The sequence below is a fragment of the Phaeodactylibacter xiamenensis genome, assembly GCF_000759025.1.
Lineage (GTDB): Bacteria > Bacteroidota > Bacteroidia > Chitinophagales > Saprospiraceae > Phaeodactylibacter > Phaeodactylibacter xiamenensis.
Window position 1 is genome coordinate 73,755 of the sequence record NZ_JPOS01000034.1, and the last position, 15,157, is coordinate 88,911.

Below are 15,157 nucleotides of genomic sequence, written 5' to 3' on the forward strand. Positions count from 1 at the left end.
AGCAGGCCGTATAAGTTCGACCTGCTTCCGAAAGTGTGTTTAGTTTTTTAGGGTAGAAAACCGGCTTCCCATTTTTGGTCTGCCGGATAAACTGAGTGTATTTAATTTTTTCAGTAGCCCTGATGACCAATGCGGTCATCAGGGAGTCAACTGAGAGACATTATTTAAATAATGCTCCACCAAACATACAGTTAAGTGTCTGGGTAGAGCTACTGATAAATTAGGGTTTCATTTTAATTTGTTCCTAATTAATTAATATTTAAAAATTTGTTTATCAGGGTATTAAATTTTATTTTGTTCTATTATTAATTTCGGAGTTATGCGGAAAAGTAAGCTATATGAGGTTTTTGAACGGCTAAGCCCGGCTGAAAGGTGTAGCTTTTTATCAACAATGGAACTGAAGGAAAATAACCTGTCACAAAATGACCAAGATCTGGTACAACGGTATACAGAAGAAATCGTCAACCGCAGGTTTCCACAGGGCGAGGTTGCGTTCTGGGAAGCCAATGCAATGAAGCCATTGGCGGCTAACAAATTTAAAACCCGTGTACTGCGGGCTCTGGAGCGTTATCTACTCTTGGATGCACTGGACAAAGAACCCCGCCTCAGGCATATTCTGTTGGCGGGTAAGTATGATCATCTGGGGCTTAGAAAACACCTCGACTACCATTTGCGGGAATTGGAAAAGGAGCAGTACAGTCACGAAGAACAAATCATTGGCCCTTACTTGGGAGAGACACTTGGGCAGCATATTTTGATAAAAGCTAGGTCTGAAGAGGAAAGGAGTAATGCTCAGTTGGGGTATGCAGATATGAGAAAGTGGGGCAGCGCGCTGGAAAAATTTAGTGATTACATGCGAATGAGCCTTCTTTTAGAGACCTATAATCGGATTAAAGTATACGGAGGAGAAGAAGAGAATGTTGAGGATATTCGCGAGAAGATTCAAACTATAGTAGGGCAGACAAAAGATGAAAATATTAAATACTTTGGTCAATTGGTTCGAGTCCTTGACCAATGCCCTCCGGAAGAATATCTGGAAATAGCTAAGGAACCAAACGGTTTTGATAAAGAAGTAGCCAATGTTTACCAAAAACAATATTGGGCAACCTTATTTAATTACTGTGTTGACCGATTAAACATCAATAAAGACCGCCGGTTTGCCGGAGAATTGGTTAAAATCATTAAGCAACTTGAGGACCGTAATCTCCATTTGAATGACGGCCACACGATACAGCTGGCTAGAATTAATGGTGCCATGAGTGCGGCAGTGATATCTGGGGAAATAGGCTGGTTTTTAGATTTTCTGAATCGGAACTGGGATAAAGTAGCCTTGGCTTCAAGGAAAGAACGGGATGCATACAGGCATTTTTCATTGGCTTATTCAGCGCTGTATCGCGGGGATATCTCTAACGCGCACCAATACATTCATATTTTTCAGCGCTCGGTACTCTACAGTAAAACCAGCTACTCTAATTTTGCCATGAGAATTGGTTCTGATAAGGTTTTGAGCAAAATTTATTTCGAAAATCAGGAGTTTATAGCTTTGGAGCGTCAAATCCGAAGCGTTAGGGGGTACGTAACCCGCAGTCAGTATCCACCACATGTACAACAAGGATTAATGAGCTTTTTTGACGATTTGCTGAGTTGTAGTCAAAACAGCCAACCCTTTACCAGTGAACGGATACAAGGCTGGCCGCTGATTGATCAGGTCTGGGGCGAACAAGTGCTGGCCAAGGGTAAAGGGCCTACTTTGTAATACCTCCGCTAAAGGATCCGGCATCTGTAGTAACAACAACGGAATAAGTCCCGTTAGCCAGGAGCGAGATGTTATTCCTGCAAACAGATGCTCCACAACCGGTAAAAGACATCACGACCATTGCACCGTCATAAACCTCAATAGTGAGAATATTCTCGCTCGGGTCGTTGGTAGTAGTAAGTAGTACTACAACGTTTTCTACAGTAATACTCCCTCCAAGCGTCTCCTCTGATTGCAAGTGGTTGGATGCATAAGGATTAGCAGTTGCAGCTAGCCCCAAAATCGTAACGAATAGCAATAGTGTTTTCATCATAGTAAGTTTGAAATGAAAGAATAGGTAGTCCAGGCCTGCCCGGTGTGGCCTTGCCGTTGGGCAGGCATCGCAGGTCAGTTAGGTTCGGCTTTTTGAGCCGTTACCTAAGCCTGTTTAAGCTTGGTGTACTTCTTTTGTAGGTAATTGCTATTCGTTTGCACTGTGGGTTTTACGTCACGTACATTGTATATTGGTTTGTGGGCATAATCCAGGCTGTTGTCAGCGTTACACTTGCCTTGTCAGGGGCTTGATTCCAGGCTTTTGGCATAAAGAGTTCAGCCCGAGCTGGCGTATGATTCTGACTCAGCGTAGTAATCCGGTAAATTTTCTACTTTGGTTTTTCGTTTTAAGGCATATCATAGCATTGCAAAGCAATAGGCGCATTTGTGGTTATTTTGATTATTTATGGCAAAAAAACTAGTAAAAAAGATAAAAAGTAAATACTTAATCTTTTTTGTCCGTAAGAAATGGTGAGGTAGTTGCAGTGTTGTTAGTGTCAACGGCAAGGGAAATGAAAGCGTTCCCAACCACTCTTGAATTTTTGAAGTTTTTTTCGTTCAGGGGAAAAGTCAGCAAAGCTTCTGCTTTTCGCTAAACCATTTAATAGAAAGCGGAGACTGACCTTCCAGCCAGCCTCCGCGATAAAGTGCTACATCATTCTCTTTTGCAGAGCAGTTTTTCTGCCTGCTTTGCAGGTATTTACTTCCAGTTACTCCGCCTCCAAGGCTTGCCGTATCCCCGCCAGCCCTTCATTAAAGGCATCCATCTGAGCGATGACCTGCGCCATGCGGTCGCTGCCATCCGCCCCGCCGAAGCGCTGCTTTTTCCGGAATGCCGCTTTAATTGCCGACCAGCGCTCCGCTTCTTCGGGGCTCAGCCAACCGAGCAGTTCCTTAAGCTTGAGGAAATTAGCCTCTGCATCTGCGGTCAGCGTTTGCACTTCACCTTCGTAGTGGGCGAGAAGCAGGGTACGCAGCTCCGGCTCGTTCATGATGGGGGCGATTTTCTCCGCCAGCTTGTTCATGTTGCGGTAGGAGCCTTGCAGCTTGAAAGCCGGCTCTGTGCGGTAGTCCTCCGCCATCGCTGCGGAGCGGATGTACGCCTGATTGACGGTCAGGACCACATCGCGCACTTTTAGCAGCAGTTGCAGCACCTTCCGGTAATCGGCCAGCTCCTGTGTGCTGTGGCTGCCTTCATATTCCAACCCTTCGAGCTGCCCGGTTTCCACGTTTTGAATGAGCGTGTGCACATCCTTCGTGCTCTTGCCGGCAAGTTGTGCCAGGGTCGAGTTGGAAGTCAGGGCGTTCTCCAGATAGCTGAGCTTGAAGGCTGCTGCGGAATCCCCGATGATGTCGCCCAGATTGTAAATATCTGCCCGGTTAGCCAGCATATCCGGGATTTGGAAACGGTCGCCACTCTCCGTGTAGGGGTTACCCGCCATGACCACAGCGAAACGGCTGCCCCGCAAGTCGTAGGTTTTCGCCTTGCCCTTGTACACGCCCTCAATACGGCGCTGCGCATCGCAGAGGGAGATGAACTTCTGCAAGAACTCCGGATGGCAGTGCTGTATGTCGTCTACGTAAAGCATGACGTTGTCGCCCATTTCCAGGGCCAGGTTCAGCTTCTCCAGCTCTTTGGCAGCAGCCATGCTATTGGCATCCTGCGGTGCCAGGGAGGTCACCTGATGCCCGATCGCCGGGCCATTGATTTTCATAAAAATGAGCCCCAGGCGGTTGGCGATGTACTCCATGAGCGTGGTCTTGCCGTAGCCGGGAGGGGACAGCAACAGCAGCAGGCCCATGCGGTCGGTGCGGGTCTGCTCGCCTGCCGTGCCCATCTGCTTGGCGAGGTTGTCACCAAACAGGGGCAGGTACACCTTGTCAATAAGGCGGTTGCGCACAAAACTGCTCATCACCCGGGGCTTGAAGCTGTCGAGTTGCAGGGCTTCTTTCGCTTCCGCCGTGATCGTCCGCTTCCGGCTTTGGAATTGCTCAAACAGGGGCACGGTTTCCCCGCAGTAGCGCTCCAGCTTGTCCATGAAGGCGTGGAAGTTGAGCTCATACCTGCCTTCCTTCAGCACAGGATGGTCGCTCCGCAATCCCTCCAGCTGACGGCTCGTGGGCAATTCGATCACCCGTGTTTTCTCAAAATCATCTGCGAACAACAACGCGGCAATTTCCTCCTGATACGGCAGCCACTGTGCTTCTTCTTGCTCCTCCAGAAAAGCATGCACCCATTTACGGATGAGGAGGTAGCGCTCCCGGGGGCGCTCGCGCAGGGCATCGAGCGACTGCTTGAAGCGCTTTAGGGCTTTTTTGCCGGAGAGCAGGTCCACAAACTGCCGGTACAGCTGCCCGGCTTCTGCACTGATGACAAAGTGGTCGACCTGCGCCAGCTCGCGGAACAGGTACTCGGCGGCCCGCTCCACGGTGAAGGCCGGGAACAAACGGGTGTGATCCACAAAAGCCTGCAGGTCCTCTGCCAATTCCTCGATGAGGTAATCAAATTCCCGGGTATTGGGGAAGAGCTCCAGAATTTCGCCGGCGCTCTTAAGCTGCTTTTGGAAGAGTGCCTTACGGTCGGCTTCCACGAAGGATGTCCACCAGCTTTTGGCGCAAGCCCGTACGGTGGGCGGGAAGCGCAATAGCCCGATACCTTTGCTCATTTCCAGCAGCGTGGAAAGCATAATCGTAGCGTCAGCATCGTGGATGCCCTTGGTGTAGCCTTCCGAGTAGCGCTGCCCGGCGGCCTTCGTTACGAGCGGTAGCAGCGCCGCTGTTTTGACCGGCCAGTCCGGATGCTCCCGGTACAATTGGTAAGCCAGGTACTCGCTGCGGCAGACCTCCGGGTTTTCCGAAATCAGGCTTTGCTGCCAGACGGCTTGGGTGTGCAACAGCGCTTCGTCCTCAATCGGCTCATAAAAGTTGGTCCCGGTGAGGTGGTACAACAATTGCCCGTCGTCCTGCACTACGGTCAGCTCCAGCGGCTGCACATTCACGGAGAAGCGGTGCTGCCCGAGGCGGATGATGTTCTCGCCTTCCTCAAAGAGTTCCTTACGGTCGCGCAGGCTGCGCAGGGTGTCTTCCTTAAGCGTTTTCAGCTGAGTCTGCACAGCATTGGCCTTGTTGCTGTCGTCCAGCTCCTGCAGTTGGCGGATGAGGCCGCGCACTTTTTCCACCATCAGGTCGGCAGCGAAGAAGCTGTTGACCTCGGCCTCCTCCTTAAAGGCAGCGGCGCGTTTTTGCATACCGGCCAGGATGCGGTCGGCGGCTTTCGCCAAATTAGCGGTACGGCTGTTGCGGGCTTCCACCAGGCTGTTCTTGCGGCTCTCCAGGGCGGCGTAGACCTCCTCCCGCTTGACGGACAGCTCGGCGACAAAGGCATCCACTTCTGCGAATTTGCCCTCCAGTTCTTCCAGCTGTACCATCAGCTTGGTGAGGTAGTCGTCGCACTTCTCCGGCGTATCCGCCAGGTCGAGGTAGTTGATAATACTCTGATCCAGCAGCTTGAGCTGTGCATCGAACTCGGCTTTGGACTCTTGCGTACGGAACTGCTTCCCGCGCTGCTTCACCGCCGCTTTATGCTGATTGAGCAGCGTGAAAAGGGCAGAAATGCCATCAATGATGCGGGTAGTCTGCGTCGCATCCTCGATTTTCAGGTTGCTGACGATCTCGATGAGCAATTCCAGGGCGTTGCCTATCTCACCAAAGGCGGCTTCCAGTTCCGCTGCCTGCCGGGCGGTTTCCAATTGGGGAATGCGGGCGGCTTCGGCTTCAATCTGCCTGCGGTAGGGGAGCAGGGCATCCTCTTCCAGCAAAAAGGCCACACAGTCTTCTGCCAGTTGCGATTGTGCTTTTTGGGCTTGCTCCTCCAGTGCATCCACCTGATTCATGTCGGCATAGCGCAGCTCGCGCAGCCCGGCGATATCTCCCCGCAGTGCCCGCAGCCCGGCCAGGTTGGCCACGAAGTCCTCAATACGGTCGAAGGAAGCGCGGCGGATGGCGTCAAAGCGTGCCTGTGCTTCCTTTTCCACTCGCTGCATTTCTGCCTGATCGCGCCGCTGTGCGCTTACTTTTTTCTCGTATTCCTCAATGGCCGTATTGGCCGTTTGCCGCAAGGCTTTCAGCGGCTCATCCAGCTGGAAAGCGTCCGGCTGATCGATCCAGTAGTAGCGGTCGAGCACATCGGTGGTGCGCTTGACGAGCTCGTCGTAAAGATTGGCGTAGGCGTCCTCTTTTCCCGTAAGGGTGAGGATCTCCTGGCACTCGGCCATAGCGCGCACGATGTCCTTGTTACCTACCTTGTACAGGTAGGCATCGGTATGCCCGGAAGGGATCGTTTCTCCTTCGAGGAAAGGCGTTTGCCAAATCTGCAGCACGTGGTGCTTAGTGGGCTCTTCCTCGGCTTTGAAATAGGCCAGCTCTCCGTTTGGGAAAAGGGTGAAACCATTGCAGACGATAGGCGTGGCGACTTCCTGATTGATGATGTTGTAGTGCAGCAGCAGGTAGGTGCCGCTGTCCGCTCCGTAGAACACAAACAGGAAGTCCTCCCCATTGGGCGAAGCAATCCGCTTTTTGAACAGCAGCCCCGTCGGAGAGTGGTCAAACAGCTTGTACTCCCCCGTTTGCAGGTAGTAGCCATTGGCAAAAATAAGGCCCTGCTGATCGGGCAGGAGCACCCCGGAATCAGCCAGTGCCGCCACGCGCTCCACACTCTGCATCTTCTCATTGAAAACAAAGTAGCGGTAGCCTTCCTGATAGGGCTTGATGCGCAGGGCGATGAGGTGGCCGAGGTCGGCGTAGGCGAATTCTGCATCGTCCAGGGTTTGGTCTTTGTATTCTACCGACTCGGTATAGATGCCGCGCCCGTCATCGGTATTGTCCTCTACTTTTATAGTCAGGTCGCCCCCGGTCGTTTCCACAAACACCCGGTCGAGGATGGACACATGCGGGTGCCGCCCTTGGCGCTGCTCGTCCCGCCCGGCCTGCTGCCAGCGGAATTCATACTGATTGGGAAAGCGTACTTCCTGATCGGAGCGGTTATCGACATATTGCAACCCCTCGTCCGTACGCAGCCACTTGAAGGCTTTGAAGTCCGTCCCGCCTGGCTTAAGGTGAAAAATCATGTACAGGTGGCGGCCCCGCTGTGCAAAGCGCGCGAAGTAAGCCTCCTTGTAGTAGCGGTAGAGGTTGTGGAAGTCGGTCTGAAATTCCTCTTTTTGCAGGAGCGACAGCCCGGCCTCCTCAAACCCCTTGCCGTTAAAGCGGTAGATGCTGAAGACGTCCGTCAGCTGTATGCCGCTGCGCAGCCCGAGGTGGACGTTGTAGCCCAGGATGCAGTGCTCGCCTACCGCCACGATATCGCGCGCCGTACAGTAATTGCCGGTCGTGATGCGGTCGTTGGCAATCAGTGCGCTCTCCACCGCGCCGAAGACGTCCCTGCGGGCGGTATTAAGCTGCTGTAGCCGGTTGCGCAGCTCATCAGCTTGCTGCTGCAGGCGGTTGCGGATGATATCGTAGGTGGTGGTTTGCGTCATTGTTTTGAGGTTTTGTTGGTTTGGAATGGGGGGCTAGGCCTAGGTTGAGGTCAAGGTTAAGGTTGAGGCATACACGGCATGTATGCTAGGGGGCGGCAGCGAGCTGCCTATCGCCGCTGGGAAAAGGCAGCTCGCTGCCGCACCAGGCGTACACGCCACCGCTCGCCTCAACCTTGACCTTAACCTCAACCTGCTCCAAGCAACGCCCTAAAGCAATTGCCCCGCACTAAGCGCCCCCAGCCCCAGCTCTTCCACTTTGGCCGTCAGGCGCTTGAGCAGGCTTTTCTCCTCCACGCTGCCCGACTGCTCGCCGAGGCGGAGCAGCAGGGCGGTGAGGGTCAGGTCCTTGATGTCGTCCATCGTCAGGCCGGCGCGGCGGATGAGGTTGCCCAGTTGGGGGAGCAGGCCCTCGCCGTTGCCGGATGCGGAAGACAGCAGGTTTTGGCTCAGGCTGTTCAGGTGGCTGCTGTTGTTGAGCAAGCCGTCGATGCTCTTGCCGCGCTGTACGGAATTGAGGATGCTGTTGACGAACTGCATCTCGCCCCCGACGATGTCGATATTGGCGTGCTTCATGGCCTCGCCTAAGACACCTGCCTGTGCGTTGGCGATATCCTTGGAGACATTGATGTTGGCCAATTGAATCTCCTTCTCGGTCTCCAGGCGCAGCTTGAACTCCTCGTGCTCGCGGCCTACGCCGTCCAGCTCCTTCATGGCGTTGGCTTTCTGCTCGATGCCCTTAGCTTCAGCCGCAAACTTCAGCTCCAGTACGCGGGCTTCGGCTTGTCCTTTCTCGTCGGCCACTTCTGCCTCAGCACGGCCCTGCTTGCGCAGTGCTTCTGCCTTGGCTTCTATGCCGATGGCTTCAGCCTGTGCCTTGCGCTCCAGCACGCTGGCTTCCAGTTTGCCTTCCAGCTCTTTGGCTTTTGCCTTTGCCTCGATGACCTGCGCTTCGGACAATCCGATGGTCGCCTCCTCGGCAGCAGTCGCCTCGGCCTGAATCTTGCGGGCTTCGGCCTCTTTCTCGGCGGCATTCTTCTCCGCTTCAGCGTCGATGAGGAGCTTCTCGGCGTTGATTTCAGCGGCCAGTTTGGCGGCTTCAGCCAGCTTCTGCTGCTCGATGACGGTCGCTTCGCCCTTGGCCTGCGCCTGAATCACTTCCTTCTGCCGTAAACGCTCGGCCTCGGCCAGCACCTTGGTGTCCTTGATGACTTCCTCCTGCTCGACCACCTTCTTTTCGACCATGATGCGGTCGCGGATGACGTCTTGTATGTTTTTCTTCTCCTCTTCCACCGCGCGCTGCTTCTCGATCTCCGCCAGGGTGACGATCTTCTCGCGCTCGGTGCGCTCCAGCATACGGTCTTTCTCTACGCGCTCCTGCTCAATGGCCTCGGTGCGCTCCTTGTTCTTCAGGGCGACGATGACCTGCCGCATGCGGTTTTCTTCTGCAACCTGCAGCTCTTCTTCGGTCTTGATGCGGACCATCTCGGAGCGCAGTCGCTCCTCTTCATTGATCTTGGCAATCTCTGCAGCTTCCCGTGCCTTGATGTTGGCAACTTCGCGCTTCTGCCGCTCTTCTTTTTCAATGAGCTGGCGCTCGTATTCCAGTATGGCTTCCTTCGCCTCCGCATTTTGCTCGGTGATGGTCTTCTCCTCCTCGCGGCGGATGAAGTTGGCCTTCACCTTTTGCTGGGCAGTGAGCTCTGTGATCTTCTTGATACCCTCGGCATCCAGGATATTGTTCTCCTTGAGGTAGCTGATGTCGGTCTGCTCCAGGTAGTCGATGGAGGCATCCTCCAGGATGTAGCCATTCAGGTTGAGCCCGATGGCGTTCTGAATTTCCGAGTTGAATTTCTCGCGGCTGTCGTAGAGCTCTACGAAGTCGAAGCGTTTGCCCACCGTTTTGATGGCTTCGGAAAACTTGGCTTCGAACAGCTCCCGCAACGTTGCCGTATCGGAGGCCCGCTGACAGCCGATAGACTGTGCGACCTTTTTGATGTCGGCTACTTCTTTATTGATGCGTACGAAAAAGACGACTTTCGTATCAGCGCGGATATTGTCTTTGCAGATGAGGCCATCTTCTTTCATACGGCTGATTTCGATGGTGCGGACGCTGAGGTCCATCACTTCGTACATTTGAATACCGGGCACCACAATGATGCCGTTTTCGATGGCGACTTTGGTGCCGCCCACGCCGGTACGGATGATGGCTTTGCCCTGAGGCACTTTTTTGTACCAGCTGATGAGCATGACGATGAGGCCAAAAATCACCAGCAGGCTAATGCCGAGTACGGTCCAGCCCAGAGGGCCGGCCAGGTTTTGGAGTAAGATCATTATGTTACGATTTTAAGGGTTGTCAAAAAATAAAGTCGGATTTTACAGCACGGTGCTGCGTTCCGGCGGGTCCTCCTCCGGGTAAGCCCGGACGAGGTAGTGGCTGCCATCGGGCGCGGCCCGGGAGACGACGGCTTTGGTGCCGCTCGGCAGCTGTAGCTCCGGAGCAGCGGTCTTGACGTAGATGAGCAGCTCGTCGTCTTCAGCCTGTACCCGTGCCTGTCCCATTTGCGTAAAGCTGGCGGGCAGGATGAGCTCGCAGGCCTGCCCGATGTAGTCCATAGGCTGGGCTTCTTTGCTGATTTGCTCGAAGAGCGGCACGAAGGGGGTCGTAACCACCTTGGCGGCAAACAGTCCGATGAACAGGATGGGAATTGCCGTAGCCAATGCATAGCCCAGGCTGTAGTGCCCGAGGTAGTGGTTGCCCAAAATGGCAAGTACCCAGGCGGTAACCACCGTTACGGTGATGATCAGCATGAAGGGTACGCGCCCGAAGTTGAAAAAGTGCAGTGCTCCGGCAAACCAGCCGCTCATGCCGCTGGCGTCCACATCGGTATCCACGTCTGCGTCTACGTCCACCTCTGCATCGATATCAAAGTCGAAAGCACTCAGGTCCACCGCTCCGAAGATGACGGAGAGCCAGTAAAGGACCACCAGGCCCAGCAACAAGGTAAAGGGCAGGTTGACGCCTGCCATTGCAGCGTTGAGTAAGTCTTGCATAGGCATACCATTTTCAAGCTTGCAGGGGCACAGAGACCGCTGTAAGCAAGGTTGTACAATGATGTTGTTGGTGTCGGGGAGGCGCTATACCGACGACGAAATGGTATCCAAATGGACTATTTCGTGTCGGCATAAACTTGTCCGATGCGTTTTTGCTGTAACGCTCGACCCTATTGTTCCGAGTTTAGCCAAGAGCGGAGGTGCACTTTCCTAATCCTCAGTATATGATTTCGGAAATTTCCGTTTCTTACCCGAATCTTTCCGAATACAGTCTTAAAATGTGTTAAAATCGGGAGATTCTTCGATTTTCCTCGGCGAAGCTGGATGGAATTACGACGAAAATGGGCTGTACGCCGGGTAACTATTTAGCCGCAGCGTAAATAAGCGGGGCTGGCAGTTATTGTGTAACTTTACTTTTATGAAACGATTTTTCAACACGACGGGCTTGTGCAATCCGGAGGATCACTATATGGTGGAGCCTTTCCGGGGAATGTTTGATGAGATTTACCATCTTATAGAAGCCAAGCAATACTTTCTTATACATGCGCCCCGGCAAACGGGTAAAACGACTTTTCTGCATCAGTTGGCGCACCGGCTGAACCGGGAAGGTAAATACACCGCTGCTGTCAGCTCTCTGGAATCAGCAGGTTATCCTAGTATTTCCGTTTCAGATGCCAATGAGGTTTTTATACAGTCACTTTATCAAACTGCTCAGGTCTTCCTGAGTGGAGCTAAATTGCCACCTGACCCCACTCATTATAAAGCTGGGCCGCAGTTATTCCGGCAGTATCTCAGCGATTGGAGTAAAGCTCTTGATCAGCCTTTGGTTTTGTTGGTGGACGAAGTGGACGCACTTTATGATGATGTCCTGATTGCAGTGCTGCGGCAGTTCCGGGATGGCTTCCAAACCCGGCCGCAGGGATTTCCTCAATCTATCGCTCTTGTGGGGTTGCGGGATATTCGGGAATACCGCACATGGGCGCGGGCAGACAATCCTTCAATCGGGGCGGGCTCGCCGTTCAATGTGAAAGCAGAATCCTTTTTCCTCCCGGTTTTCAGCAGAGAAGAAGTCAGAGGCTTGTTAAACCAGCATACTGCCGACACCGGCCAGAAATTTTCCGATGCCGTATTCGAAAAAATATACGAATATGCTGGCGGTCAACCCTGGCTGACCAATGCGCTGGCCAACGAAATCGTTGTCAAAATGCTGCGCAATGACCACAGCAAGGTCATCACGCCAGACATGGTCATCGAAGCCAAAGAGCGCCTCATAGAGCAGCGGCAAACGCACTTAGACAGCCTGGCTGACAAGGTCAGGGAAGAGCGGGTCCGCAAAATTGTAATGAGCATCATCGAAGGCAGCCCCCTGGAATTCGACACGCTGGATGACTCCATCCGCTACTGTCGGGACCTGGGGCTGATCACGCAAAAGAGCCCCATCCGGTTTGCGAATCCGATTTACCGGGAAATCATCACCCGCATTCTCAACTCCCCCTTGCAAGAGAGTTTTCCGGAGGAGATTTCGGAAACAGCCTGGTACCTGGATGAGGAGGGGCGCTTGATCATGGATAAACTGCTGGACGCTTTCGTCGACTTTTACCGGCGGCATTCTGAGTCCTGGCTGGAGCGATTTACTTACAAGGAAGCCGGGCATCAATTGTTGCTCATGGCCTTCCTGCAAAGGGTAGTGAACGGCGGTGGCCGCATTGAGCGGGAAATGGCAGTCGGTAACGGGCGGACCGACCTGGCGGTATTTTGGAAAGACCAGGTAGTGCCTATCGAGTTGAAAATTCACTATGATAACTATACTTTATCCGATGGCTTACGACAGCTCGCCCGCTACATGGACAAGCTTGGGCAGCAGCACGGCTATCTGATGATTTTTGAAACCAAGCCCTCCACGGAGCTACCCTGGGACGAGCGGGTACGGCGAGAGGAGAAAACACACGAGGGCAAGGCAATCTCGGTATTGTGGATGTAACAACAGATAAAACAACCTAAAGCTAGCTAGCATATGACCAAAAAGAAGGCACAAAAGAAGAAAAAACAGAAAAAGATAAGCTATTACCGGCAGCCGGAAGAGCTGAGCCTACGGGATTGGCAAATCGGCTTGCGCAAGCAATTTGGGCCGGAGCAAACCTTTGAGCTGGTCAATGAAGGGGAGCACCCGGTTTGGTCTGACTTCACGGTCATCAACCCGGAGCGGAACAGCCGTTACCGTATAGCCCTTCGTGGGCAGGAGCCGGGCGGGAACTTCTGTGAGTGCATGGACTTCAAAACGAATGGTCTGGGCACCTGTAAGCACATCGAATGGGCCCTGCATAAATTGTACCACACCTACGGCAACAAGCAGCACTTCCGCAAGCCGCCTTCGGAGCGGCAGTACAGCTCAGTTTACCTGGCATACGGAGAAGAACGGCGTTTGCGGCTTCGCCTGGGCGGAGAAGAAGCACATGCACTTGGCAAACTGGCCAGGCAGTACTTCGATGAAGATGGTGTACTGTATGAGCATGCTTATCTGGATTTTGACCAGTTTCTGGAGCAGGCGCAGGCCGTCTCTTCCTCCTTTCGGTGCTATCCGGATGCCCTGGACTTTATCATACAGAAACGTGCAGATGCCCGGCGGGGCCAACGTGCGGATGCCTTAGCGGCGGATGAGCAAAGCCTGAACGGGCTGGTTAATGCCAAACTGTATCCTTATCAGAAAGAAGGGGTGCTCTTTGCCTTCCGTGCCGGGCGCTGCCTGATCGCCGATGAGATGGGGCTGGGCAAAACCATACAGGCCATAGCCGCGGCAGAGCTCTACCGGCGTGAGTTGGGGATTGGCAGTGTTTTCATCATCTGTCCTACCTCCCTCAAGTATCAGTGGCGCTCGGAGATTAAGCGCTTCACAGGTATTCAGGCGCATGTGGTGGAAGGCCCTGCCCACAAGCGGCGGGAGCAGTATGATGATCATGAGCAGGTTTACAAAATCCTAACTTACAACGTGGTCGCCCGGGATTACCCTTACCTGAATGCCGCCGGTCCGGACCTGGTCATCCTGGATGAAGCGCAGCGCATCAAAAACTGGGACACCAAAATCTCCCGGGCGGTTAAACGCCTGGAAGCACCTTACCGGTTTGCGCTCACCGGCACACCCCTGGAAAACAAGCTGGAGGACCTGTACTCCATCGTTCAGTTCCTGGACCAATTCCTGTTGGGCCCCCTCTACCTGCTGCTCTACCGGCATCAGGTAAAGGATGAAAGCGGGGTGGTACGCGGCTACAAAAACCTGGATGCCATCTACAAAAAGCTCAATCATGTAATGATCCGCCGGCGCAAGCGGCAGGTGCTGAAGCAACTTCCTGCCCGGCAGGACCAACAACTGCTGGTGCCCATGACACCCCGGCAAATGGAGCTGCACAACAGCTACGATGCAGACGTAGCGCAGCTGGTCGCTAAATGGCGGAGAATGGGCTTCCTCAACGAAAAAGACCGCCGCCGCCTGCTGAGTTGCCTCAACCTGATGCGCATGTCTTGCAACAGCACCTACCTGGTCGATCAGCAGACGCGGCACGACACCAAAATTGAAGAGCTCTTTTACATATTGGAAGAACGCCTGGCCGAGGAAGGCGAAAGCGCCGTCATCTTCAGTCAGTGGGAGCGCATGACCCGCATCGTCGCACAGGAGCTGGAAGCCCGGGAAATCCCCTTTGCCTATCTGCACGGCGGCATTCCGGGCAGCAAGCGGGGCGAACTGCTCGACCGTTTCCGGGAAGACTCCGCCTGCAGGGTATTTTTATCTACAGATGCCGGGGGCGTAGGCCTCAATTTGCAGAAAGCCTCCCTGGTGGTCAATCTGGATTTGCCCTGGAACCCGGCTGTGCTGGAACAACGCATCGGGCGGGTCTTTCGAATCGGGCAGGAGCGGCAGGTGCAGGTCATCAACCTGATTGCAGAGGGTACGATAGAGCACCGCATGGTGCAGACGCTGCAGTTCAAATCTTCATTGGCAGAAGCCGTGCTCGACACGGCACAGGACAGCGTCTTCATGAACGACCGCAAGTTCAAAGACTTTATGGAGGAGCTGGAGCGCGTGAAAAACGTACAGGTGCCCGAGCACGCAGTTGCCGAACCCAGCAGTGATGAAGACCTCGAAAAAGCATCTGCCAGCGGGGCATCTGAAAAACTGGAACCGGCCGAGGCCGCTCTTGATGCCTGGTGGGAAGAGGAAACGCCGGAGCCGGAAGCGGCGCCTCAACCGAAGCGGGGCGGCTCAACGGGTACCGGTCAGGCTTCTTCGTCCTCCGGAGCAGGACTGTTATCAGAAGGGCTCAGCTTCCTCGGGCGGCTCTCGCAAACTTTGTCTGATGAAAAGGCCACACAGCAACTAGTCAATGAAATAGTGGAAAAGGACGAGCAAACCGGGCAGTCCTACCTGAAAATTCCGGTGGAAGATTCCGAGGTGGTTAAGAATGCAGCGAAATTGCTGGGCGGGCTGCTGAGTAAGCTAGGGTAGAAA

At 53.8% G+C, this 15,157-nt stretch carries 7 protein-coding genes; 3 read left to right on the forward strand and 4 right to left on the reverse strand.

From position 1 onward, the window contains the following. Window positions 1–391: 391 nt before the first annotated feature. The gene (locus IX84_RS13110; protein ID WP_044221334.1) at window positions 392–1,756 is read left to right on the forward strand and encodes a hypothetical protein; all 1,365 of its coding nucleotides are present in this window, start codon (window positions 392–394) and stop codon (window positions 1,754–1,756) included. Here the strand turns inward: IX84_RS13110 and IX84_RS13115 are convergent. The 4 genes from IX84_RS13115 to IX84_RS13130 all read right to left on the reverse strand — a co-directional run bounded on the left by IX84_RS13115 (window position 1,746) and on the right by IX84_RS13130 (window position 10,656). Continuing rightward, window positions 1,746–2,069: a hypothetical protein gene (locus tag IX84_RS13115; RefSeq protein ID WP_152605038.1), complete on the reverse strand. Its 324-nt coding sequence runs from the start codon at window positions 2,067–2,069 to the stop codon at window positions 1,746–1,748. The genes IX84_RS13110 and IX84_RS13115 overlap by 11 nt on opposite strands. Window positions 2,070–2,778: 709 nt before the next feature. Next, window positions 2,779–7,605, reverse strand: a complete 4,827-nt coding sequence (locus IX84_RS13120) for a DNA repair ATPase (RefSeq protein ID WP_044221338.1) — start codon at window positions 7,603–7,605, stop codon at window positions 2,779–2,781. Window positions 7,606–7,812: 207 nt separating this feature from the next. Continuing rightward, the gene (locus IX84_RS13125) at window positions 7,813–9,936 is read right to left on the reverse strand and encodes a flotillin family protein (protein ID WP_152605039.1); all 2,124 of its coding nucleotides are present in this window, start codon (window positions 9,934–9,936) and stop codon (window positions 7,813–7,815) included. Between the two features lie 42 nt (window positions 9,937–9,978). Further along, complete coding sequence (locus IX84_RS13130) at window positions 9,979–10,656, reverse strand: OB-fold-containig protein (protein ID WP_044221340.1); 678 nt, start codon at window positions 10,654–10,656, stop codon at window positions 9,979–9,981. Window positions 10,657–11,074: 418 nt separating this feature from the next. Here IX84_RS13130 and IX84_RS13135 point away from each other — a divergent pair, with 418 nt between their 5' ends. Both IX84_RS13135 and IX84_RS13140 read left to right on the forward strand, forming a co-directional pair. Further along, window positions 11,075–12,637: an ATP-binding protein gene (locus IX84_RS13135; RefSeq protein ID WP_044221342.1), complete on the forward strand. Its 1,563-nt coding sequence runs from the start codon at window positions 11,075–11,077 to the stop codon at window positions 12,635–12,637. Window positions 12,638–12,670: 33 nt separating this feature from the next. Beyond that, window positions 12,671–15,154, forward strand: coding sequence for a DEAD/DEAH box helicase (locus tag IX84_RS13140; protein ID WP_044221344.1), 2,484 nt, complete (start codon window positions 12,671–12,673; stop codon window positions 15,152–15,154). Window positions 15,155–15,157: the final 3 nt, after the last annotated feature.